Annotated in this window: 22 protein-coding genes; 8 read left to right on the forward strand and 14 right to left on the reverse strand. The window is 43.2% G+C overall.

Going from position 1 to position 22,297, the window contains the following annotated elements; translation table 11 throughout:
- Positions 1 to 148: 148 nt before the first annotated feature.
- The 5 genes from OCT63_RS19305 to OCT63_RS19325 all read right to left on the reverse strand — a co-directional run bounded on the left by OCT63_RS19305 (position 149) and on the right by OCT63_RS19325 (position 3,950).
- Positions 149 to 769, reverse strand: a complete 621-nt coding sequence (locus OCT63_RS19305; RefSeq protein ID WP_161754465.1) for a glutathione S-transferase family protein — start codon at positions 767 to 769, stop codon at positions 149 to 151.
- Positions 770 to 804: 35 nt separating this feature from the next.
- Entirely contained in the window at positions 805 to 1,836 is a 1,032-nt protein-coding gene (locus OCT63_RS19310) for an NADP-dependent oxidoreductase (protein ID WP_269984357.1), read from the reverse strand.
- A 172-nt stretch (positions 1,837 to 2,008) separates the two neighbouring features.
- Positions 2,009 to 2,599, reverse strand: coding sequence for a TetR/AcrR family transcriptional regulator (locus tag OCT63_RS19315; protein ID WP_060469620.1), 591 nt, complete (start codon positions 2,597 to 2,599; stop codon positions 2,009 to 2,011).
- 174 nt (positions 2,600 to 2,773) lie between these two features.
- Entirely contained in the window at positions 2,774 to 3,247 is a 474-nt protein-coding gene (locus tag OCT63_RS19320; RefSeq protein ID WP_060469621.1) for an FKBP-type peptidyl-prolyl cis-trans isomerase, read from the reverse strand.
- 76 nt (positions 3,248 to 3,323) lie between these two features.
- The gene (locus OCT63_RS19325) at positions 3,324 to 3,950 is read right to left on the reverse strand and encodes a thioredoxin domain-containing protein (protein WP_269984360.1); all 627 of its coding nucleotides are present in this window, start codon (positions 3,948 to 3,950) and stop codon (positions 3,324 to 3,326) included.
- A 254-nt stretch (positions 3,951 to 4,204) separates the two neighbouring features.
- Here OCT63_RS19325 and OCT63_RS19330 point away from each other — a divergent pair, with 254 nt between their 5' ends.
- Positions 4,205 to 4,846 (forward strand): OmpA family protein, encoded by a 642-nt coding sequence (locus OCT63_RS19330; protein ID WP_269984358.1) that lies wholly within the window; start codon positions 4,205 to 4,207, stop codon positions 4,844 to 4,846.
- Between the two features lie 107 nt (positions 4,847 to 4,953).
- On the opposite strand, the gene OCT63_RS19335 is transcribed toward OCT63_RS19330, so the two are convergent.
- Positions 4,954 to 5,313, reverse strand: coding sequence for a glutaredoxin family protein (locus OCT63_RS19335; RefSeq protein ID WP_010430193.1), 360 nt, complete (start codon positions 5,311 to 5,313; stop codon positions 4,954 to 4,956).
- An 89-nt stretch (positions 5,314 to 5,402) separates the two neighbouring features.
- Positions 5,403 to 6,995, reverse strand: a complete 1,593-nt coding sequence (norR, locus tag OCT63_RS19340; RefSeq protein WP_269984359.1) for a nitric oxide reductase transcriptional regulator NorR — start codon at positions 6,993 to 6,995, stop codon at positions 5,403 to 5,405.
- A 347-nt stretch (positions 6,996 to 7,342) separates the two neighbouring features.
- On the opposite strand from norR, the gene hmpA reads away from it, so the two are divergent.
- Positions 7,343 to 8,539: an NO-inducible flavohemoprotein gene (gene hmpA / locus OCT63_RS19345; RefSeq protein WP_161684498.1), complete on the forward strand. Its 1,197-nt coding sequence runs from the start codon at positions 7,343 to 7,345 to the stop codon at positions 8,537 to 8,539.
- 134 nt (positions 8,540 to 8,673) lie between these two features.
- On the opposite strand, the gene OCT63_RS19350 is transcribed toward hmpA, so the two are convergent.
- Together OCT63_RS19350 and clcA are read right to left on the reverse strand one after the other, a co-directional pair.
- Entirely contained in the window at positions 8,674 to 9,654 is a 981-nt protein-coding gene (locus OCT63_RS19350; protein WP_017058176.1) for a TDT family transporter, read from the reverse strand.
- A gap of 209 nt (positions 9,655 to 9,863) precedes the next feature.
- The gene (clcA, locus tag OCT63_RS19355; protein ID WP_060469625.1) at positions 9,864 to 11,276 is read right to left on the reverse strand and encodes a H(+)/Cl(-) exchange transporter ClcA; all 1,413 of its coding nucleotides are present in this window, start codon (positions 11,274 to 11,276) and stop codon (positions 9,864 to 9,866) included.
- Between the two features lie 549 nt (positions 11,277 to 11,825).
- On the opposite strand from clcA, the gene OCT63_RS19360 reads away from it, so the two are divergent.
- The 3 genes from OCT63_RS19360 to OCT63_RS19370 all read left to right on the forward strand — a co-directional run bounded on the left by OCT63_RS19360 (position 11,826) and on the right by OCT63_RS19370 (position 15,062).
- The gene (locus tag OCT63_RS19360) at positions 11,826 to 12,809 is read left to right on the forward strand and encodes a CobW family GTP-binding protein (protein ID WP_161679468.1); all 984 of its coding nucleotides are present in this window, start codon (positions 11,826 to 11,828) and stop codon (positions 12,807 to 12,809) included.
- Positions 12,810 to 12,990: 181 nt separating this feature from the next.
- Positions 12,991 to 14,277, forward strand: coding sequence for a DEAD/DEAH box helicase (locus OCT63_RS19365; RefSeq protein WP_060469627.1), 1,287 nt, complete (start codon positions 12,991 to 12,993; stop codon positions 14,275 to 14,277).
- Between the two features lie 164 nt (positions 14,278 to 14,441).
- Positions 14,442 to 15,062 carry a LysE family translocator gene (locus OCT63_RS19370; protein WP_017058180.1) on the forward strand — a complete coding sequence of 207 codons (621 nt, stop codon included), beginning with the start codon at positions 14,442 to 14,444 and terminating at the stop codon, positions 15,060 to 15,062.
- A 192-nt stretch (positions 15,063 to 15,254) separates the two neighbouring features.
- Here OCT63_RS19370 and OCT63_RS19375 read toward each other — a convergent pair whose 3' ends face one another.
- Positions 15,255 to 17,291 carry a PhoX family protein gene (locus OCT63_RS19375; RefSeq protein WP_161684494.1) on the reverse strand — a complete coding sequence of 679 codons (2,037 nt, stop codon included), beginning with the start codon at positions 17,289 to 17,291 and terminating at the stop codon, positions 15,255 to 15,257.
- 251 nt (positions 17,292 to 17,542) lie between these two features.
- Here OCT63_RS19375 and OCT63_RS19380 point away from each other — a divergent pair, with 251 nt between their 5' ends.
- Positions 17,543 to 17,884, forward strand: coding sequence for a YggL family protein (locus OCT63_RS19380; RefSeq protein ID WP_017058182.1), 342 nt, complete (start codon positions 17,543 to 17,545; stop codon positions 17,882 to 17,884).
- Positions 17,885 to 18,146: 262 nt separating this feature from the next.
- Here OCT63_RS19380 and OCT63_RS19385 read toward each other — a convergent pair whose 3' ends face one another.
- A complete protein-coding gene (locus OCT63_RS19385) occupies positions 18,147 to 18,602 on the reverse strand; it encodes an exoribonuclease R (RefSeq protein ID WP_137007857.1) in 456 nt (151 codons plus the stop codon).
- 142 nt (positions 18,603 to 18,744) lie between these two features.
- Positions 18,745 to 19,674 (reverse strand): DMT family transporter, encoded by a 930-nt coding sequence (locus OCT63_RS19390; RefSeq protein WP_161684492.1) that lies wholly within the window; start codon positions 19,672 to 19,674, stop codon positions 18,745 to 18,747.
- 149 nt (positions 19,675 to 19,823) lie between these two features.
- Between OCT63_RS19390 and OCT63_RS19395 the strand changes: the two genes are divergently transcribed.
- A complete protein-coding gene (locus tag OCT63_RS19395) occupies positions 19,824 to 20,282 on the forward strand; it encodes an Lrp/AsnC family transcriptional regulator (protein ID WP_017058185.1) in 459 nt (152 codons plus the stop codon).
- A 164-nt stretch (positions 20,283 to 20,446) separates the two neighbouring features.
- Here OCT63_RS19395 and OCT63_RS19400 read toward each other — a convergent pair whose 3' ends face one another.
- Both OCT63_RS19400 and OCT63_RS19405 read right to left on the reverse strand, forming a co-directional pair.
- Positions 20,447 to 20,689: a hypothetical protein gene (locus tag OCT63_RS19400; RefSeq protein WP_017058186.1), complete on the reverse strand. Its 243-nt coding sequence runs from the start codon at positions 20,687 to 20,689 to the stop codon at positions 20,447 to 20,449.
- A gap of 237 nt (positions 20,690 to 20,926) precedes the next feature.
- Positions 20,927 to 21,502 (reverse strand): hypothetical protein, encoded by a 576-nt coding sequence (locus tag OCT63_RS19405; RefSeq protein WP_161684490.1) that lies wholly within the window; start codon positions 21,500 to 21,502, stop codon positions 20,927 to 20,929.
- 96 nt (positions 21,503 to 21,598) lie between these two features.
- Here OCT63_RS19405 and OCT63_RS19410 point away from each other — a divergent pair, with 96 nt between their 5' ends.
- Positions 21,599 to 22,279: a hypothetical protein gene (locus tag OCT63_RS19410; RefSeq protein WP_161679462.1), complete on the forward strand. Its 681-nt coding sequence runs from the start codon at positions 21,599 to 21,601 to the stop codon at positions 22,277 to 22,279.
- Positions 22,280 to 22,297 lie beyond the last annotated feature (18 nt).

A 22,297-nucleotide genomic window follows, 5' to 3' on the forward strand; every position in this document is an offset into this window, starting at 1 on the left:
AGATCAAACTCTGTGGCTGTTCAGTTAGAGTTCGATATTGTTGTCGAAATGAAGACAAATGAGAAGCCAAAGCAGAAGATAAATCGGCTTTGGCATCAATTATTGTTTCGTGTTTACCTTAGGAAGCACGCGTTTGAGTGAAACTCGATCAGTTCGAGTGCTCTAGCTCTATTTGCTCCGCTTTTTGGTAAGCAGGGTGGCTAGCTAACAGCTTGCCGTATTTAGCAATGTTAGGATAAAGCGCCGTTGCACCAAAGTTTCCTACGATTTCTACGATGAACGACATCATGAAATCAGCTCCCGTTAGTGTTTCTGCAACTAGGTAGGTTTTACCTTCCAGTGCATTATTCACATAGGTTAGGATTTTTTGGCTTTCATCATCTGCGTAACCGCTTAGGAAGTTGGTCTCGCAGCCGTCTTTCATCACGAAGATCTTCAGCAACATTGGTAAAATGCCCGAGCTTTCAGCGAAGTGTAGCCACTGTGAATATTCAACATACTCAGCTGTGCCACGTTCCGGTGCAAACTTACCTTGGCCAAACTTGTCGATGAGGTACTCGGTAATCGCGCCTGATTCGCTGATCACAACGCCATCGTCTTCAATAACCGGAGATTTACCCAATGGGTGAACCGACTTTAATTCTGGCGGCGCTAGAAACGTTACACTGTCTCTTTGGTATGGTTTAATTTGGTAGTCAACACCAAGCTCTTCCAATAGCCAGATGATACGTTTTGAGCGTGATTTATTTAAGTGATGTAGAGTAATCATGATTGTACCTATTTAACTTATTCCGTTTATTGAATTTACTTAGCGTCGTTAGTTTTAATCACAAGTTTACCGAAGTTTTGACCTTCTAATAGGCCAATAAATGCTTGCGGCGCTTCTTCTAGCCCTTCAATTAGATGCTCGCGGTAATGTATTTTTCCTTGAGACAACCATTCAGTCATTTGCACTGCGAACTCGTTGTAACGGTGCGCGTAGTCATCAAAGATTATGAAGCCTTGCATCTTAATACGCTTGACTAGCAAGGTACCAACAAGACTGGACATGCGATCTGGACCTTCAGGAAGCGATGTCGCGTTGTATTGAGACACTAGTCCACAAACAGGAATACGAGCACCGGTGTTAAGCAATGGCATTACTGCGTCGAAAACCTTGCCGCCAACGTTTTCAAAATAGACGTCGATGCCGTTGTCACATGCTTTAGCCAACTGCTCTGCGAAGTCGTCGGCTTTGTGATCGATACATTCATCAAAGCCAAGTACCTCTTTAGCGTACTGGCACTTCTCTTGACCGCCAGCAACACCGATAACACGACAGCCTTTTAGTTTACCGATTTGTCCAACGGTTGCACCTACTGGGCCTGTTGCTGCCGCTACGACCAGAGTATCGCCTTTTTTCGGTTGGCCAATATCTAATAAACCCATGTAAGCCGTAAAACCAGGCATGCCAATGATGCCAAGTGCGTAAGAAGGGTGCGTTGGTTCTTTACCTAGTTTGATTAGGCCTTCACCGTTAGAAACACCAAGATCTTGCCAGCCTGTATAAGCCAATACCCATTCGCCGACTTCAAAATCGCTGTTGTTTGATTCTTCAACCTGACATACGGTTGCGCCGACCATCACTTCGTCAATTGCAACTGGGTCAGCGTACGATTTAGCGTCGCTCATTCGACCACGCATGTATGGGTCTAGAGAAAGGTACACTGAGCGAAGTAACATTTCGCCATCTTTAATTGTTGGTGCGGCTACTGTCTCTAAACGGAAGTCGTCTTGAGTCGGTGCGCCAACTGGGCGAGAAGCCAATACGATGCGGCGATTGTCTTGTTGAGCCATTGGATGTCCTTAATTTATATTATGTTTATTTAAAATTAGACCAGTCGTCTAGCCTTATCGTCTAAAAATCCCGCCATCATCAAGTTGATAAGAGGGCGGGTAATTCCGGCCAATAATAACGGATTCAGCGCTATTTCGTGAGAAGGAGCGGAATACGTTTCATTGTTAATGTTTAGTGGCTCTCTTTCAAAATTCGTTCAGTAAGATTCAAAGCTGATTCCAAGCTATGTGAGCTTTGGCTTAATTTACTTAACAAGCTAGCACCTAACCACATAGAATATAAGTTTTGAGCCGCTTCTTGGCTGTTTTCAAGCTTTATAGAGCCGTCTTCAATACCACCAATAATGCATTGCTTGATTGCATTTGTTACTTTGTCAGCACCTTTTAGTAGCGCTTGGCGCATAGGATCAGAAAGATCAGAGACTTCAGCGCTTAGTTTAACCACTAAGCACTTATGAGCATTACACGTACCGTTTTCGGTCTTAGTCCATAGTGAAAAGTAACTCATGATTCGCTGAAAATGACTATCTTCACTGTGTACTAAGATTGATTCAATCTTGGTGATGTAGTCTTCAAAATAGTGCTGAATTAACGCCTCACCAAATTGTTCTTTAGATTTAAAGTAGTGGTAAAACGAACCTTTAGGCACGTCCGCTTCTTTAAGCAATTGCGATAGGCCTACGTTATTAAAGCCGTTGCTTACCATTAGTTGATAACCAACATTCAAAATATGTAAGCGGGTGTCATTCGTTTTTTCTTTCATGAACAGTACTATAATTTAAATTAGACCAGTCGTCTAGTTTGTGTGTCTAGATCTTGTTATCCGTTATCCAACTAGAAGAGTTAGTCTTTGAATATCCTGAAGTTGTCGTGCTTTCTAGTAGAGAAAAAAGCCCCAACATGGTTTGTATATTGGGGCTTAAGTCAACGAATTCTGTTATTTGATAGAGATTAATTCAACATCAAAAATCAAAGTTGATGACGGTGGGATAGGGCCTGAACCGCCTTTACCGTAAGCTAATGGACTTGGGATAAATAGACGAACTTTTTGGCCTTCAACCATGTAAGTCAATCCTTCTTGCCAGCCTTTAATGACTTGCTTAAGAGCAAATGAAATCGGCTCGCCGCGCTCAACCGAGCTATCGAAAACAGTGCCGTCAATCAAAGTGCCGTGGTAGTGAACCGTTACTTTACTGTTCTTAGTTGGGTGTTCAGTCCCTGTACCTTCCTCAAGCACAAGGTATTGAAGGCCGCTTTCAGTCGTAATCACGCCTTCTTTAGTGCCGTTTTCCAGTAGGAATTGTTGGCCTTGTTCGAAGTTCTCCTCGCCAGATTTATGATTCATCCAGGTACGGTAAATCATGAAACCGGCCAAAACAAAGACGATGACCGGGATGATAAATTTAGACATAGTAAAACCTATTTATATTGAGTGCTGAATTTCGTAATTAATGCAGAATGTGTTAATCAGTTGGCTAAAGCCGTGATTATGGTTGAGTCAAAAGGTAGTTGATCGTTTTCGCGATGCTGGCAACGTCTTGGTGGCCGGCCGTGAGTACTTGGTATTTACCGTTGATGATAAATGTCGGTACTGAGTTGATCTGACCTTTTACAGAGATCTCTTCGGCTTTCTTTACGTAGTCAAAAAGCGCAACTTGCTGTTCTTTGTTTAACTGGTATGGGCTAACCAAACCGCGAGAAGTAAAAGCTGTTTCTAGAGCTTGTTGGCGCTGCTCCGGTGTTGCATCGGCACCCATTTGAACCGCACCGAATAGGTCGTCCATGAAGGAGTGATCAGGTGTCGCATCAAGCTGCATTACTGCGGTGTAAAAGATCATGGCGCTAATTTGAGCACTTTCATTAAATGTGACATGCACTTTTCCAATTTTTTGGTCTGTCAGGGACTCAATCTCAGGAATAGCACTTTCCACTTTACGACAATGACCACAGTTAAGAGAGAAAATCTCAGTGACCGGAGATAGATTCAATTCTGTAAGAGCAGTAGGAAGCGCTTCGTATTGAACACCTTTCTGTGGCTCGTCTGTTTCACTACAACCCGCGATAATAAGCACGGCTGCGAGTGCTGTAATGAATTTAGCAAATGGTTTAAACATCATGTTTACTCTAGTGTTAAGAAGTCGTGAGATTCTAACTATTTAGTACGAATTGGAAAACAATTATAAGGTAAATAAATGCAAACAATTCAAACAAGTGAGTGATGGCAGGCCGGTTGATGGTTAACTGTGAGTAAAAGCACTTTTTTGATGTGCGTTTTTTTGTCTAAAGTTTTTCCCTCGGTGCCGATATAGACATTAGTGAATGGTTATCTGCATAAGTGGTTGGTGAAGTAATGAGATATTTAGCGATAATGTTAAGCATAGCTTTGGCTGGTTGTGAAACGACGTTACCGACAAGTATGTTAGGTGGTGGAATGCTAGAGACTGCACCGCAAACGGATTACGATCTTATCCATCCTGAATGGGGTGAGGTTCAAGCAACACACGTCACGAGCCACCGAAGCTACGCAACCCAAAATAAGACTCGTCAGCAAACTCATACTACAATCACAACCAACTACGGACGTGGCGTATCGACCAATGATCCGTTGGAAGTCTTTTTAAGACAAAATCGAATCGATTTCGAAGTTTTACCTGGCAACCATGTGATGGTAAAGCTTGAACAACATGTGAACTTTAAGACAGGCTCTGCATTCCCCGAACCTGCTTACAACCAATGGTTAGATACATTAGGTAGCTACCTTTCTCAACGCCAAGATATCGATGTTGTGATTGAAGGGCATACCGATAACACGGGCACAGATCGAATCAATGATCCTCTATCCGAGCAGCGTGCAAAAGAAGTGAAAGCTCGATTAGAGAGTAACTATGTTTCAAGTCGTTCTATTTATACTCGCGGGTTTGGTGAGTATGTTCCTGCTTGTACCAACGCTTCAGCGCAAGGTAAGGCGTGTAACCGCCGTGTAGAGCTGATGCTGATTGTCGCCAAATAGCCCTTAGCGTTTTTGCTCTCAGCTAGAAGAATACACAGATAATAGACATAAAAAATCCCTCACATTCGAGGGATTTTTTGTATCTGGCTTTCGCTTAGCTTGTGAGCTTATGCGAACTGCTTTTCTAAGTAAGAGACGATGTCTGAAGACTCGTACATCCATTCAGTTTTGCCGTCTTTCTCAATACGTAGGCAAGGCACTTTCACGCGACCGCCGCCAGCTTCAAGCTCTGCACGGTGTTGTTCATTGTTCTTTGCATCGCGAAGTTCAAACTGAACTGATTGACGTTTCATCGCGCGGCGCACTTTTACACAAAACGGGCATGCTTCGAATTGGTATAACGTGTGCGTTTTTGCTTGCTCATTCACTTTGCTTTGCTCTTCCTGAGAACGTTTCACACCACGAGGGCTGAAAACAAAATTCAATAGCAAGATGACACGACCTAAAAACCAACGGATAAACTTCATAACTCTCTCTACATATTTAAAATTAGCGTTACAATTTGCAGCATTATATACACAAGTATTGCCAGATGCTCGCAACAAACCGCTAATATCTATTTTGTCCGTTCGATCGTGTGAGACTTAGCCACATTTAGCCCTAAACGTTTAGAGAGTCGAGTTAAGTTTGCTCGGTCTGTTTTCAGCACTCGTCCTGCCTGCGCCCAGTTAAAGTTGGCATCTTCTAGCACCTCAGTAATGATGCTGCGTTGAAAGTCATCTGTTGCTCCTCGCAACCCTTCCGAGAGATCGATCGTTGGTGTCGATAGCGGTGTCGTCTTCGCTTGTGTGGTTGCGATCGGTTGATCTTGGTCCAGTGGGCCGCAATCTTCTTTGGTAATCGTCACTAGGTTTTTGTTAGTGCTACGAGCTAGAGCTTTCAACGCTGAACGGCTGATCACATGCTCCAGTTCACGTACGTTACCAGGCCAGCCATAACGGTTCAGGAATACAAGCACATCAGAACGGAATTTCACTTGGTTGATGCCAAGTTTACGACGCGCTTGCTCTAGGAAGAAACCCGCAAGCAAGCTGATATCGTCACCACGATCTTTCAGTGCAGGCACAGCAATAGGGTAAACACTCAACCGGTGATATAAATCGGCTCTAAATCGGCCATCTTCGACTTCTTGTTTTAAGTCTCGGTTGGTCGCGGCTAATACACGAACATCAATGGTTTGGATGTTGTCTTGGCCTACAGGTTGGATTTCGTTGTTTTGCAGCGCACGTAGTAGCTTACTTTGCGCAGCTAAAGGCAGTTCGCCAATCTCATCAAGGAACAAGGTGCCACTGTCTGCTAGCGCAAACTTACCAAGGCGATTTTTATCTGCACCGGTAAACGCACCACGAACGTGGCCAAACAGTTCACTTTCTACTAAATTTTCGGGAATCGCAGCGCAGTTAACATACACAAGCGGGTTACGTTTACGCTGTGATTGATGATGCAGCGTACGAGCAACGAGCTCTTTACCAACCCCCGTGTCACCGTGAATTAGGATATTGAACTCTGAAGGCGCGACAATCGCAATGTCATTCTTAAGCGCCATCATGGTATCGCTTTTGCCGATCAGTTCTCCGCCATCGCGCTCCCACGCCTCCACATTTAACTCTTCTAATAACTGCTTTGACTGTTTAGCTTGATGTTCAAGTTGCGAGAAAGTCATCGCCATTTGCATGGTTGACGCTGCAATTGCAGCCAGTACTTCGAGATTGCGAGCAGGAATATTAGCAAAGACATCTGGCTTTAGGCTGTCTAACGTTAGGATCCCCAGCAGTTTGTCTCCAAATAACAGCGGAAGACCCATACAAGCGTGCATTGGCAAATCCCCATCATGATCGATCAGCAAGCCGTCAAAAGGATCAGGCAATGAGCTGTCAGCATCAAAGCGAACAGGAGAGCGAGATGCGCAGATCTCTTCAAAGCGAGGGTGCTCAGAAATGATAAAGCGACGACCGAATGTGTCTCTGCTGAGTCCTTGCATAGCAATGGGTACTAGCGTGTCACCTTGAAGGCTTAAAAGCGCGACACAATCACATGTGATGGTCTTACGAATGGCATCGATTAAGCGATTGAAACGGTCTTGATCGTTCACACCGCTGGCTAAACCAATCGTCATTTCCATGAGAGTGGATGCTGAGATATCTTGCAAAAGAGTTCATACCGTTTGTATTTTTATACATGATAGAGTCTTTATGACACAAAAAAAAGGTCTTTTTGACTAAAGTTGGAAGTGAATTTTTGAAAGGATGCCAGACACAACAAGCTCTCGCATGTTGGCACCGTTTGTGCAATGTGTCCATTACGTGTTGTCTATATGACTGAATATCTGACCAATTTTTGATTTGAATCAATGGATGTCAATTTATCAGCCCACGTTACTCTCATAATAAAATGCAGCCTAAGAATGTATTGAGAAAGAAATTATATAAGTCATCTTTAAATGAAATTAGTCAATTTGACATGACGGTCAAAAAACTAAGTGTTCGGAGTAAATCAATGCTAAACAATCTACATATCAACATCATCAAATCGACCATTCCTCTTTTAGAAAGCGCAGGCCCTGCTTTAACTCAACACTTCTATCAACGTATGTTCACGCATAACCCGGAATTGAAAGATATCTTCAATATGACTCACCAAAGAACAGGTCGCCAAGGTGTGGCACTGTTTGAAGCTATCGCGGCTTATGCAAAAAATATTGAAAACCTTGCAGCGTTAACCACAGCGGTTGAGCGTATCGCACAAAAGCATACCAGTTTTAACATTCAACCAGAGCACTACCAAATTGTTGGTTTACACTTGATTGAAACACTACGTGAATTAGCTGCTGATGCGTTTACGCCAGAAGTGGAAGAAGCATGGACAGCCGCTTACCTATTTTTAGCGCAAGTTTTTATTGATCGTGAAGCCGAACTTTACCTACAACGTAAGCAAGCTGTTGGTGGTTGGGAAGCCGCTCGTACGTTTGTAATCGCAGACAAGATCGAAGAATCAGCACTCGTAACAAGCTTTATCCTTCAGCCAAAAGATGGCGGTAAAGTTTTGGATTACACTCCAGGTCAATACATCGGTATCGAAGTGAAACCGGAAGGCTCTCAATACAGCGAGATTCGTCAATACTCGCTATCAGACAAGCCGAACGGTAAACAATACCGCATCTCTGTTAAACGTGAAGGACAAGGGCAAGAGACACAAGGCGTGGTATCTAACCACCTACACGACAAGGTTGCTGTCGGTGATGAAGTTAGCCTATATGCGCCAGCGGGTGACTTCATGTATCAAGAGCGCAGTAAGCCGGTAACACTTATCTCTGCAGGCGTCGGTGTTACGCCAATGCAGTCAATGCTTGAGTTCTTAAACACTAACGAGAAAAACGAGCCAGTAGTTTACCTTCACGCTTGTGAAAACGCAGGTCAACACTCATTCACGACTCGCGTTAAAGACATTGTTGCCGACAAAGGTTGGGAAGCGAAAACGTGGTACATGAACAAAGATGAGTCTGCATGTGAAAACACATATCACGGTCAAATGGATCTAGCGTCTATCTCGGATACTAAAGGTTTTGAAGAGAGTGATTTTTACATCTGTGGTCCGGTTGGTTTCATGAAGAACATTGTGGAACAACTAGACGCACTTAACGTTGACCGCTCACGCGTACACTACGAAGTATTTGGCCCTCACGCTAACTTCTAATCGTAAGGCCTGTTCTATTAAAAAACTTTGCCCATTCAAAAGCCTCACAGTGTGAGGTTTTTTTGTTTGGTTCATTCTGCCTTGAACCGGAAATGGGGGGACGTTTTATCAAATAGGCGCTTCTGGCGAACGATTTAAGAACGTTTGATCTTTTGAGACGTATAATCAGAATCAAAACACTCTGGCCAATACATTTTTATGTAACCGCCAGCCACCCAAATAACCAATATCGTAGCTATGGTAAGTTCGAAGAAACCAAACTTGTGTAGCCAATACCATTGTGGATATTCAGTGCCGAAAAAGGTGGTTAAGCGATGCATAGCAATGGCACTTATCACCGATGGAAAGGTCACCGCAGCAATTGAAGGTTGGAATTTCAAGCGCATTAAGCGAATGTAGCACAAGTAAATCAGCAGCGTCATGGTAATGGCGATACCAGCCAAAGCGCCTGTTAGTATCGGATCTGGACTGTCGAAATTGACTAAATAAGCGGCTAAAGATAAGTTTACAGGTGCTGCCATAATGGCGAGTGTTGGTCTTGCTCTGCGGGGAAGGTTTCCTTCGAAAACCAAGCGATACAGTACTACGGGTAGCATGAAGAAATAGATAGTAATACATGTCGTTGCGAGTGTTTCAGAAAACACCGTATGGCCAAATTGTGTTCCCGCCAGTGAACTGCTAATTAAACCTACAGGATAAAGAAACCAACTCGGGACAATATTCGACATTTTGAAATTGATGATCTGAAAGCTAAAGAACAACACCATCATGGTAAAATGCAGTAATAATGCACAGAACCAAATTGGATAGGCAATAACTGGCGATATTTCAGCTAAATAGTCACACAGAATTAGAAGCGCCATGCTCATCGGTGCCATTAAGCTTCCACTTAACGGGTGGCGGATATCATTTAAAAAGGTATTAAAACTTGTTAGATAACGGAGTAGAACGGGAAGTAGCAACAAACCGCCAAATGAAGCAAGGTAGGGGCGAATGATTTCACCAATACCTGGAACATATAAAGCCCAAGCTTGTCCTAGTCCAATTATTCCAAGTGCTAAAGACGCCTGAGATGGCGGCACATTTTTTACTTGGGTTAACCTTTTCCAGTTCAACGATTTGCTCCAGCTCAATTGATTTTAGAACGTATAATCTAACGACAACGTTCAATTGTGCCGTCACAGGATGTCATTGGGCACTCAGAGAAGTTTGAGAGGATAATAGCAAGTATAACGTTTGCTTTTTTTACTTTGATGCGAAATCGGGACATTAAGCACGACTAATATGTGCTTTAGGGTTGGTCATCTCATTCGATTTGTCGTTCTTATCGCGATAGAGTTTCTTCTTGTGGAGGAAGGTCTTGTTGTCGTAGCTTTTCGTTTTTCAACGTGCGATTCAATAACTGAGTATAAATTGGCTGGCCACCTAGCATCTGAGCAATGATAACCGCCCCTAAACAGGTGATGATCAGAGGGAGAATGAGGTAGTAGTTATTGGTCATTTCGATCACTAATAATATACCTGTAATTGGTGCACGCACGGTTGCCGCGAATAATGCGCCCATGCCGGCGATCGCAAACATACCGGGTTCAATATTCAACTCAGGAAAGAATGCCAAAGCGATAAGTCCAAACGCGTAACCAAAGAGAGTCCCTAGCGCTAGCATAGGTGCAAAAATACCCCCTGGCGCACCAGATCCGAAACAAAGTAGTGTGGTGAGAACACGCCCTAAGAAAATGAGTAGTAGTACGTTGGTACTATAATTACCATTAGTAATGTTCGGGATGATGCCAATACCACCGCCAGTTAATTCAGGTATATACAGCAGTAATAAACCAAAGCAACCACCAAGCAGGGTCCCGGTGATTAGGTAGCGTTTACGGTCGTTCTTATGAACCTTTACAAACAGGTCTTGGGAAAGCGTAATCAGTTTATTGAAAGTGACACCAAACAAACCGAACAGTACCCCTAATAACAGGAATAACCAAAGCGCATCTAATTCTGGCGGTTGATACTGAGGCATTGTGATAACAGCGGACTGACCATTGATTGAACGAAAAACAATATTGGCAGAGATTGCAGAGATAATGACCGCTTTGATTGAAATGAGTGAATAGCGAAATTGTGGTCTCATTTCTTCGACGACAAACATAATTCCGGCCAATGGTGCATTGAATGCGGCGGCTAAACCGCCTGCGGCACCTGAAGCGAGCAATGAGTGTCGAGTATCGTCATCTTTGACTCGAAAAATGTCTGTGATCATTCGACCGATGCTACCGCCCATTTGAACGGTAGGTCCTTCACGACCTAACACCATGCCCGAGCCTAATGCGCCCATACCACCAAAGAACTTTACTGGCAGTACTCGCCACCAGCGAACAGGCCGCATGCCATCCATTGCGCCTTCGATCTCAGGGATACCTGAACCTGCAGCTTCGGGAGCAAAGCGGTGCACGAGGAAATAACCGATAAAGGCAAATGCAGCACTGATAAGGAATGCTGCAAGCCAAAGTGGTAAGTGGTGAACAATTTCATCTTTCAGCCAATCAGTTCGAGTCTCTGATATGAAATGAACGGCAACTTCGAAATAAGTACCAACAACGCCGGCAAGCACACCAACGATACAAGAAAGAAAGAGAACCGAAGCGGGTGTCTTATCCCTAGAGAGAAATTGGCTAATAGCATCCCTTGGCATTTTAGCTAATAAGGACTGCTTTATTTTCTCTCTTCTGGTCATAAAGGTAAGGTTCCTGAGTTGATAAGGTGAGTATGCACAAATTATACGCTTCCTCTGAATATCCTATAGCAACAAAGATGAAAAGTTGAATTTCATTTATGGTATGAGTTCATTTCATAAATGAAACATACGAGTAATAGTGGAATCAACGTCACAATTTTTAGCAATTATCTGGTGGTAGCTTGAATCTCCTCAAAAATGAACCATAGTTAAATCGTAAAGCAACATAACGAACCGCAAGGAGAAATGAGGTTTTACACACAATTTGGACGGACTCAAAGACAACGTTTAGTTCCTCGTTAAATGTTCAGGTCGATATTTAAGACTTCCTGATTCGCGAACTCACGATTGAGTAACGAGGGTGAGGCGTACTGATAAAGTACGCCTTTAGTTCGTTTTGTGCCTCAACTTTCCCGCTTTATATCCCTACAAATTATCTTTTTGATTATATTAAAGACACCTCCCCATTAACTATTCTCAGTATAAACAATCGATTGGGGTCAACTTTTTAGTGATTGAGTATATACTCCCTTAAAAAGGAGAACTGATATGACCAAAAAAGTGCCTACAAATATCATTACGGGTTTCTTGGGTGTTGGTAAAACGACAGCCATCTTGAACCTGCTAAAAAATAAACCTGAAAATGAAAACTGGGCTGTTCTGGTTAATGAGTTCGGTGAAGTTGGTATTGATGGGGCGCTAATGACGGATCAGGGAGCGCTTATCAAAGAAGTCCCCGGTGGTTGTATGTGCTGTACCGCGGGCGTACCTATGTCGGTTGGCATTAATGCATTGTTACGTCAAAAACCAGACCGTTTGCTGATTGAACCAACTGGGCTTGGTCATCCAAAGCAAGTGATAGCGACGCTGACTTCAGAGCAGTACACGCCGTACGTTGATCTTAAAGCCACGTTAGGTTTGGTTGACCCACGCAATCTATCTAATGAAAAGTACACTTCGAATCAGAATTTCAATGATCAACTAGACAGTGCAGATGTGATTCTCGGAACTAAGGTCGATCTTGTTCATTCTGAAGACATCGATGTGTTTAATGATTGGGTGACGGATCAAACGCCAGCCAAAGTATTTCATAAGCTGATTCACGATGGTGAAGTGCCATTGGAAGTGTTGGACATTGAAAGAGTATATGGCACTGCTTCATCCCATATTGAAGCGCATCATCACGATCACGCTGAACAAGAGCCTCAATTCCAACTTCCTCCCGGTGAAGCGTTCATCCGTAAAGAGAATAAAGGTCAAGGCTACTTTAGTTGCGGTTGGCTGTTTGGTGCCGAGTATAAGTTTGATTTCGATGCGCTCTTCTCAATGTTGTCAGACCTAACGGCTGAGCGTGTAAAAGCCGTGGTGAATACTGACCAAGGTTGCTACGCATTCAATGTGGCGAATCAAGTTGTGTCAGTCAATGAAATCACGCTCGATGGGTTTGAATCTCGATTGGAAGTGATCGACTCGCAGCTTATGCCTTGGGGCGATCTGGAACAGATTTTACTCAAGCTGTGTGGCATCAAATAGAACAATTATTCTGTTTGAAACGATGATTCTGGTGTTTGCTTCGCGGATGGTGAGGTAAACACCGGATTAAATGAGAAAGTTTGCGTTATGTCACGATAAATGTGAGATAAATCACTCTAATTACTTTATAGTGCTCGGCTGAAATAAGAATGTAGGCTGTCTGCTTAAGGAACCCGTAACAATGTCATTTTCTTCTCAAGGTTTTGCTCCTGAATTAGTCAAAGCGTTGACTGAGTGTGGTTATGAAAAACTCACTCCAATTCAACAAAAAGCAATTCCAATGGCTCGTAAAGGCCATGATATTTTTGCTACTGCTCAAACTGGTACGGGTAAAACAGCGGCATTCGCATTGCCTGTTATTCAGCACCTACTGAACAGTGGTAAAAAAGCATCTCGAGGAACGGCTCGCGGCCTTATTCTTGCTCCAACTCGTGAGCTTGCTGCGCAGATCGCTCAAAACATCAAAGACTACGTTAAATACACGGAACTAAGCGTTTCTGCGGTTTACGGTGGTAACAAGATGTCTTCACAAGTTCGTCAGTTAGAACTGGGTGTGGATATCTTGGTTGCAACCCCTGGCCGTTTAGAAGAGCATTTAGAAGCGGGTAACGTGTCTATTGCTAACCTAGAATTCCTAGTATTTGATGAAGCTGACCGTATCCTAGATATGGGTTTCATCAATGCTGTTCGTAAGATCATGCTGGATGTAGAAACATCGCCACAGATCATGATGTTCTCGGCGACAACATCGACTCAGTTGAACCAACTGTCAGTAGATATTCTACGTAAACCAAAACGTATCAGTGTTGAACGCGAGAACTCAACGGCTGCTACGGTTGGCCACGTGGTTTACCCAGTTGATCAAGAACGTAAAACAGAACTGCTTTCTGAACTGATTGGTCGTAAAAACTGGCGCCAAGTGCTTGTGTTCGTGAACTACAAAGAAACAGCGAACGACGTGGTTAAAGAGCTTAAGCTTGACGGTATTAAAGCGGTACTGTGTCACGGTGATAAAGCGCAAAGCGCTCGTCGTCGCGCATTGGATGACTTTAAAGAAGGCAGAGCACGTGTGATGGTGGCAACCGACGTTGCGGCTCGTGGTTTGGATATTGAAGACTTACCACACGTGATTAACTACGACATGCCTTTTCTAGCGGAAGATTACGTTCACCGTATTGGCCGTACAGGTCGTGCTGGTAAGCAAGGTCACGCTGTGTCTTTCGTTAACCGCGAAGAAGAGCTGACGGTTGTTCAAGTTGAGACACTGATTCAACAGCGTATTCGCCGTGTTGAGCAACCGGGTTACGAACCGAAGAAGCGTGATGCTTACATTGAAAAGCTGAACACTAAGTCGGCTTACAAAAACCGCCAAGGTCGTAAGAACAACGCGAACGAAGACCAGCAAGATCAAGCAAGCGCTGAACGTCGTTTGACTATGATGAAGCGAATTAAAAATCGTCGTAAGTAATTACGGTCGGTGAATGAAAAGAGTCACTATTATGTGGCTCTTTTTGTTTGTATTGTTCGCAATATTGTTTATTGTCATTACTGCTTCGTTTCAACATCGCTTCGCTTTAAGCCCGCTTAAGAAACAACAGCCATACAATAAAAATAAGTCGATAAGGTAATAATATGGATAGCGCACTACTTTGGGCTTTTATTCCCACGTTTTTCTTTGTGTCAATCACGCCCGGTATGTGTATGACTCTGGCGTTGACACTAGGAATGAGTGTTGGATACAAGCGCACATTATGGATGATGATCGGCGAACTGGCCGGTGTAGCTGTTGTGTCAGTTGCCGCTGTATTGGGCATTGCGTCAATCATGCTCAATTACCCGTGGCTGTTTACTGGGTTTAAATTTATCGGCGCAGGTTACTTGTTCTACTTGGGTGTACAAATGTGGCGCTCAAGAGGTAAGTTGGCGATCAGTACTGATAATCTAGAGACTCAAGTAAACAATGATTGGGACTTGGTAGTTCAAGGTTTTGTTACTGCGATTGCTAACCCGAAAGGTTGGGCGTTTATGATTTCGTTATTGCCTCCTTTCATTAACAGCAAAATCGATCTAGCGCCACAGTTGTTCATTCTAGTTTCTATTATTCTGGTGTCTGAATTCGTTTGCATGACCTTGTACGCGACAGGCGGGAAGAGCCTTAAGCATATGCTAGGCAAGGCTGACAATGTAAAGTTGATGAACCGCATTGCTGGCACGCTGATGATGGGCGTTGGTGTGTGGTTGTTCGTTAGTTAGCGATAACGTGCAAAGGCCATTCGTCATTCTTCCTTATCACGATAGCGGATAGCTTGTGAGTTAACAGAGCAAGCTAATCAATAGAATGTAAAAAAGAGCGATAGGGCTTTGGCCTTATCGCTCTTTTTGTTATTACTTGCCTATAATTTGACTCTTTAGCTTATATTGCTACACAAGAGTTTTTAACTGATCTTAAACCGCTATTTCACCGCCATCTTCACGACGAATCACAACCGTTGCTGCACGAGGACGCACCGACATACCTGACGGAGTCTCCTCTGCTGCATTATCGCTGAATGGCCAGTTTCCCGGATGCTGTATATTTACAAACAATGACTTATAGTCTGGGCTGATGGTAAAACCTGTAACTTCACAACCGTTTGGGCCAACAAAAAAGCGTTTTAACTCTGCTTGGTTGTCCTTTGTAATTACTGCTTGATTTCCATTTTCATCCGTCAATTTAGAGGGTACGACTGCCAGCATTTGATCATTGGTGTAGCCTGTCACTTCGTCAGCACCATTATCGGTTTGAATCCACAAAATACCACGAGCGTCAAACGCTAAGCCGTCTGGGCTAGCGAATTGGTTCAGGTCCGTTAATCCAGAACGGTTAATCTCTGTATCGCCATTGGCTGGTGAACCAAATAAGAAAATATCCCAAGTGAAGTCCGTTGCTGCTTCACCTTCATCCCAACGAATCACATGACCAAATTTGTTGTTTAAACGTGGGTTTGCTGCATTCGTTTCACTGGTGCGCTTGGTGTTGTTGGTTAGTGTTAGATATACAGAGCCTGTGTATGGATCGACGGTACACCACTCTGGGCGATCCATTGGTGTTGCACCAACGAGGTCCGCAGCGCCCGCTGTGTTTATGATGATCTCAGCCAAAGAGTTGAAATGGTCTGCCAAAGTCCCCCCAGCTAACGTAATGCTATTTAGATCCAACGGTAACCAAGTACCTGAGCTGTCTTCATTGAAACGTGCCACATAAAGCGTGCCTTCATCCATGTATTTATCACCGGTTGCTAAACGGTTTGATGGATTCGCATCTGCTGGATCCCAGCCAGCTGCCGATTCAAATTTGTATAGGTACTCAAAACGAGAATCGTGTCCCGAGTAAAAGACAACTGGTTGACCTTTTTCTAGTTTACCAAAAGTACAACCTTCGTGACGGAAACGACCTAGTGCAGTGCGTTTCTTCGCACGAGAGTTCTGTGTATATGGATCGATTTCAACAATGTAACCGTGGCCGTTCGCTTCGTTTCGGTAATCGTCCATTGAGCTTGCGCCTGTTGGCTCTACATTAAAGCGGGTAAATTCATCCAAACGTTCTTCTGTGTTACCAGCGAGTGTGTCCCACAAGTAACGTGTACTTGTGTCATCTACGCCAATACGATCTTGCTCTTCAGTACGAACACCTGCATTAACGAAGTAACCTGGCCAGTTTTCTTCACACGTTAAGTAAGTGCCCCATGGTGTGAAACCATTACCACAGTTGTTCAATGTACCGCGTGCTTGGCTGCCATCAGGGGAGAAGCGAGTCACAGTGTGAGCGGTATGTGCGACAGGGCCAGACAAGTCCATAGTCGTCGCACCTGTGTAGCGACGGTTGAGTGGATCGGTATCAACCAGTTTCCACATGTTGTCTTCGAGTTGAATTCGAACAACTGATACGCCATGGGCATTAATTTCTTTACGTACTTCATCTACAACAGTACGTACACCACTTTCTACGGTTGGGCCACTTGGGTGCAGCGCCATCGAGTCTATGTATTCATGGTTGATACACAATAAGCCGTCTGTAGTTCTGTCATTTAAAGGAAAGAAGTGCATCCCATCGTGGTGCATACCTAGCGCATTTAATTGTTCGTCACTTGTGTTGCTGCCGTCATCTTTCCATGCACTACCTTGTGCATTTAAAGGTGTCCCCCATGGTACTAATACTTGTGCTATGTAACCTTGTGGAACCGAGACTGCATCGGTTAGTGATCCTGGAATTGAATCAAAGTTCAGCATTGCACTTGATACACCTGAACCATTACCTGCTGGAATGCTTGAGCTAGAAGAGTTGCACCCGGAAAGTCCAAACGCACCAAATGCGGTCATTGCACTGATACCTAAGCCGCCTTTCAATACGTTCCTTCTCGATAGATTGGCGTCTAAAACTTCTTCGAAAGGTTTATTTGTGCTCTTGTTGAAACGAGTGCTATCAAATGTTTCCTTGCTCATCTGTACTGATTCCTATTGATTGTATTTATTAGTTGTCCATGAATGATCTAGCCACTTACTAACGAGTAAATCGCTTTGATCAAGGTGTGACTAATCGTGAAGCAGTTAGGTGACAGATTTTTATAGTTTTGATTAAGGTTTTGTTTATGTAGAACAATTTTTACCCGGAAGGCCTTCGTGTAATACAAAACTCTTGGGAATTGATTAGGAACTGTGTATAAGTGCCTTATTAAACGTAAAGAGAGACAGTTATGAAATTAGATAAAATCGAAAATAAAAATCGTCGCCTACGAAAAAAGCTATATTTGGGTGAATTCGCTATTCTAGGTTTTGAAGTAAGCTGCACTACATCGATGACTGATTTTGACCAATATGATGTGTTCATTGATGAGTTTGTCGACTTTATCGAAAGCCTTAACCTGTGCTTTGGAGGCGGTGGTTTAGAGTTATTTGAAGGTTTCTTGTGTTCGGTTGAACGCTACCGTTCAGTAACAGAAGCAGAGCAGTTACAAGTTGCACAATGGCTTGAAGCACGTGCAGAAGTAAACAAAGTTGAAGTCAGTGAACTTGTTGACGCAAACTACGCGTTCTAAATTTAGGTTGTGCTGTTGGCTTACTTACCTTGAAGGCTTAATCAGGCTTTGCTGAGCGAGCAACAACACACCCAATCAAAGGCCTAATCGTATATCGATTGGGCCTTTTATATTGTCGAAGTCTATAGTTTTAAAATATATCATACTAAGGCTTTTAATAGGCTTAGTTGGACAACGGCAGAGAACGCATTTTAACAAAGCTTCTACTGATATTAGGCTTCGTGTCTATGTGAACTTATGCGCTTTCTTTCGCTTTGTTAGCTTATTTAGTTTCGTCGCCTTCATTCACTTTCGCGTAGAAGTGAAGTAGTTCAGTCAATTCTTTAACCCAACCAAATGCATCCTTCGGAGCATTAACTAAGATCTTCTCGACTTTCTCACAGTGCACTTCAATCGAAATTGCTTCTTCAAGATTGAACGAAATCGAATAGAAATGCCAAAGCAGCAGACGAGTCATACGCTCAATGTTTTGTTGCGAGTTGTCAGATTCAGAGAATGCTAGGTTCACTTCACCAAGGGCAATCGCGGTCATTCGTAGCATTGCGTCAAACTTCGCTGATTGCATACGTTCTTCACTGGCCACTTCTTCTTGCTCAAAAGTGAACAATTCCGTCATTGCATCTTCAGGAACCAGGCGATGAATCATTCTTAAACTAAATTCTTCTAGTTCATGGCGAGGCATGGTGATTAAGCAATTTAAGGTGTAGTCGCGTTGCATGGTGTTCTCTTGGATGGGCAAAAAGGCCTGACAGTTTAATGGAGAAGCGAGTTCAGAAAAAGCAGATTTTAGATAAGCCTACGTTGGTAGGCTTATACGGGTATCAATACTTCAAATTAATCTATATAGATAATTAAACGAATCAAGTTTTGCTATGGCTTGGCGGTTGGTATTGCATCGATTGGTCGCTTCTCATGAAAATGTTGCTTGCCACTAAGCTGCCGATACAAATCGAACCTAGAGCGAACCAAGTCATAAGATCAGGGGTTTCGTTAAATAGAGGGATAGCTAATAACGTTGCAACGGCTGGTGTCGCGCTCCCGAACGCCGCAGAACGCTCTGCCCCGAGAGTGTTAACCGCATAAAGGTAAGTGAATGCGGCAATTAGGCCTGCTCCAACCCCTTGTACTGCGGAATGTACGGCAAGCTCTGAGAAAGGCCATTGAGTGATGGGTGCATCTACTAAATAGCTAGGGAGCGTTCCTGTCAGGATCAAAAACAACAATAGCAAAGTTGAACTGATAGCGATTAACCCCGCACTCACTAACGCATTAAGATTGGCGACACGCGCTGAGATGGTAAAGGTCGCCCACATTAAGCTTCCGCAGAGAAGTAACAAGTGGCCTTTTGTATATTCAAAGTTGAAGCTGCTTAAACTACTGCCTAAGAACAATATAATACCGAGTAACACCAAGGCTAAACCTGCACTGCGGTGGCGGCTAAGTGGCTGTTTGAAAAAGAGTATTGCAATCCCGGTAACAAACAGAGGCAGTGTTCCGGGTATCAAAGCACTGCCGTGTGAAACAGGAACAAACTGCATTGCTGTACCTGCGACGAGCAGATAAGGCAGGCCACTGCCGACAAACATACCAACCAAGTAACGATTAGGCACTGCTGTTATGGCATTACGAGCTTTCCACACCAAGGGTAAGAGTACCAAGGCGGGAATAAGGAAGCGTGTGAGTGCGATGTCTGCAGGCGTTAAATTTGAATTCGCGCCGCCTTTAAGAGAAAGAAAAAAGCTCGCCCAGATGAGCAAAGTAACAGTAATAGATAGATAGCCAAGCATCATAATAAATAAGGAAATTGAATGATGACTAATTATGGGGGAGAGTACGTGCCATAAGTTGGCAAATTTAGTTCTAATTTTACTTATCATTAATTGTTTCTGCTAATATTCTTTAAATTATTAATGAATTTAACTAATGGGCGGTATTCGCTATGGATAGAATTGATAGACATCTTCTTGAGTTGTTACAAATAGATGGCAGGTTAACCACGGCGGAGCTCGCTGATGAAGTGGGTTTATCACCTTCACCGTGTGCAAGGCGTATCAAAAGGCTCGAAGAAAAAGGGATTATTGACGGTTATCGTGTGAGTTTGTCTCGAGAGCAAGTTGGTATAGCAATGAGTGTGTTTGTTGAAGTGAGCTTAAACAATCACCAAGAAGTGTCTATTGATAAGTTTGAAAGTGCAATTGTCGAGATGGAAGAGGTCATCAGCTGCCACGTTGTATCTGGGGCTTATGATTATCTGTTAGAAGTGGTTAACCCAAACTTGATGGCCTACGAGGCATTTACAAGAAAGCTCCAAAGGCTCTCTAACGTCAAAGACATCCACACTCACCTTGCGATAAGACAAGTGAAAGGTAACGCGCCGCTACCGGTTTATACCGACTAAGCTGTAGGTAAAGGGATACGTTGTGTGATGAGATGAGCAGAAAAAGTAATGAGTCCTGATAGGAATCGCGGGAGCAATTAATGATTGTCTACTAAATTGCAGATACGCAACAATAAAAACGGAGCAACTCGTGAAAGGTACTCCGTACATGATAGGTGCAAAACTTAGTGATACTTAAAGTGAGAGATTGAACAATCCCCAGTTTGTGCATTAATTCTGAATGAAAAAGCATGTGAATGATAATCCACACCATCATTCCAAATTGTTTCTCCAAATATCTTACATAGCTCTAGCTCACTTACTGAACCGAACTCTTCCATGTGTTTAGCTACAGATAAAAGTTTACCTCTTACCTCTGCAGTCCATTCCGTGTTACTCAAGCAGTTGAAAGCCATAGTCTTTTGCATATTACCTAGCCAAAATGTGTCTTGTTATTAAGTTATATGAATATTCATGATAACAATTTTCTGGTATTTGTAAATCTATTTTGTGATGAATATCTCATATAGTTGCCTGGGTTGGTTGGAAATTAAACTCTATTGTTGATATTTGACACATTAACTTTACAAGTTATTGATAAAGCTTTGATTAGCGAACTATTCAAATTAATTCCGTCAAAGAGCAGAGAAAGCCGAGTGCGGATTTCAGTTTTGGACGTCGTTTACAGGAATTTTAGTACGGCGTGCTTTATCTATTATGGCGGCTTCTTGACGATACTTTGATGACAGCTGACGAAATTTTTCGCTGAGTGTATGGAGATCTTGGGAAAGCGATTGCGAACTTGCCACGTGCACCTGAGCGCTTTCTGATTGGCTTGGTCGCTTTGCCGTTGCACAGTGTTTAGCGACAGCTTGCCATGAATCGCTGAGAAACTGAGCTCCTTCGAGTTCTGTAGACACCATGTATGCCTGCTTTAACAAAACCTCAGAGATATCATAAGCGGTATTCATATGATTCTTGAGTTGTACATTAAATCTTGGTTCGTACTTTAGCCAAAGTCCAATGATCTGTTTTTCAGTGAAATGTTTAGAGAGAAGGGTTTGGGATTCATAAGTTGAGAGAACTCGGTTGAATTCTTTGGTGTATTGGTTATAGCGACCTTCGAATGCGAGCTGGCGATCCAACAGTGTTTGCCAGTTTTCACGATCGCAATGGCTTGCGACCGCGACATTGGCAATCAAAGGTATACTTATAATTATAACCTTCGCACAAAAACGCATGACTTTCCTCTACTTACCGTACTCTCTTTAGAGAGTATAGATGAGTGACAACATGAGTTGATGTACACTTGAAGCATACCTAAAACGGAAGAGTTGGTGGATTTAATGAAAAAAGCGCTGATCGCTTTACTTGTATTGTTAGTATTGGGCGGAGGAGGAGCGGCGTACTACTTCTTTGTTATGAAAAAAGACTCAACACCAACAGAGAAAGACGAAGAACCAGTTGAAGAAGTTGCTCAGCAATCTGAATCTGACTTAGAACCGATCATGGAGCTTAAACCTGAGCCAGAACAGACAGAGTTCTATGTTTTGGACAGAAAGCTTGAAGTGGTGGAACAGCCGGAAGTTGATGGTTTGATAACGGATTACCTCTATAAAAGCGAAAAAGTCGAAGTATTAGAGAAGCAGGGTAAATGGGCTCGTATATCAGATTACATCGTCCTAAAAGAAGGTGGCCCGCAGACGGCAGAATGGGTCGCAATGTCTGGTTTATCGAATGATGAAGTGATTATCTCAGAAAAAGAAAATAAAGAGATATTGGACTCTTACTTGGTTAAATCCGACGATCTTAAGATTCACCAAGAGAAGTTTCGTAACACGATTGCTAAGCTGATCTCTGAAGGTGAATGTGCCCCAAGTGATTTCGAAGAATTAGGCGGCTGGGTGAAATCGGTGAAGTACAGTGGTCGAGATGTCTATTTTATCTATTGCGGCGGACTATCTCTTGAAAATAAAATTTATTTAGATGTAAATACAAATGAAATATTTACTAAGTAGGATCCACGCCACTATTAA

The sequence above is a fragment of the Vibrio sp. RW genome (assembly GCF_027587105.1).
Taxonomy (GTDB): domain Bacteria; phylum Pseudomonadota; class Gammaproteobacteria; order Enterobacterales; family Vibrionaceae; genus Vibrio; species Vibrio toranzoniae.

Excerpts from the sequence above, each read along its gene's own strand:
- OCT63_RS19305 (WP_161754465.1), bottom strand. The coding sequence starts at position 769 with ATGATTACTCTACATCACTTAAATAAATCACGCTCAAAACGTATCATC.
- OCT63_RS19310 (WP_269984357.1), bottom strand. The coding sequence starts at position 1,836 with ATGGCTCAACAAGACAATCGCCGCATCGTATTGGCTTCTCGCCCAGTT.
- OCT63_RS19315 (WP_060469620.1), bottom strand. The coding sequence starts at position 2,599 with ATGAAAGAAAAAACGAATGACACCCGCTTACATATTTTGAATGTTGGT.
- OCT63_RS19320 (WP_060469621.1), bottom strand. The coding sequence starts at position 3,247 with ATGTCTAAATTTATCATCCCGGTCATCGTCTTTGTTTTGGCCGGTTTC.
- OCT63_RS19325 (WP_269984360.1), bottom strand. The coding sequence starts at position 3,950 with ATGTTTAAACCATTTGCTAAATTCATTACAGCACTCGCAGCCGTGCTT.
- OCT63_RS19330 (WP_269984358.1), top strand. The coding sequence starts at position 4,205 with ATGTTAAGCATAGCTTTGGCTGGTTGTGAAACGACGTTACCGACAAGT.
- OCT63_RS19335 (WP_010430193.1), bottom strand. The coding sequence starts at position 5,313 with ATGAAGTTTATCCGTTGGTTTTTAGGTCGTGTCATCTTGCTATTGAAT.
- hmpA (WP_161684498.1), top strand. The coding sequence starts at position 7,343 with ATGCTAAACAATCTACATATCAACATCATCAAATCGACCATTCCTCTT.
- clcA (WP_060469625.1), bottom strand. The coding sequence starts at position 11,276 with ATGACCAGAAGAGAGAAAATAAAGCAGTCCTTATTAGCTAAAATGCCA.
- OCT63_RS19360 (WP_161679468.1), top strand. The coding sequence starts at position 11,826 with ATGACCAAAAAAGTGCCTACAAATATCATTACGGGTTTCTTGGGTGTT.
- OCT63_RS19365 (WP_060469627.1), top strand. The coding sequence starts at position 12,991 with ATGTCATTTTCTTCTCAAGGTTTTGCTCCTGAATTAGTCAAAGCGTTG.
- OCT63_RS19370 (WP_017058180.1), top strand. The coding sequence starts at position 14,442 with ATGGATAGCGCACTACTTTGGGCTTTTATTCCCACGTTTTTCTTTGTG.
- OCT63_RS19375 (WP_161684494.1), bottom strand. The coding sequence starts at position 17,291 with ATGAGCAAGGAAACATTTGATAGCACTCGTTTCAACAAGAGCACAAAT.
- OCT63_RS19380 (WP_017058182.1), top strand. The coding sequence starts at position 17,543 with ATGAAATTAGATAAAATCGAAAATAAAAATCGTCGCCTACGAAAAAAG.
- OCT63_RS19385 (WP_137007857.1), bottom strand. The coding sequence starts at position 18,602 with ATGCAACGCGACTACACCTTAAATTGCTTAATCACCATGCCTCGCCAT.
- OCT63_RS19390 (WP_161684492.1), bottom strand. The coding sequence starts at position 19,674 with ATGATGCTTGGCTATCTATCTATTACTGTTACTTTGCTCATCTGGGCG.
- OCT63_RS19395 (WP_017058185.1), top strand. The coding sequence starts at position 19,824 with ATGGATAGAATTGATAGACATCTTCTTGAGTTGTTACAAATAGATGGC.
- OCT63_RS19400 (WP_017058186.1), bottom strand. The coding sequence starts at position 20,689 with ATGCAAAAGACTATGGCTTTCAACTGCTTGAGTAACACGGAATGGACT.
- OCT63_RS19405 (WP_161684490.1), bottom strand. The coding sequence starts at position 21,502 with ATGCGTTTTTGTGCGAAGGTTATAATTATAAGTATACCTTTGATTGCC.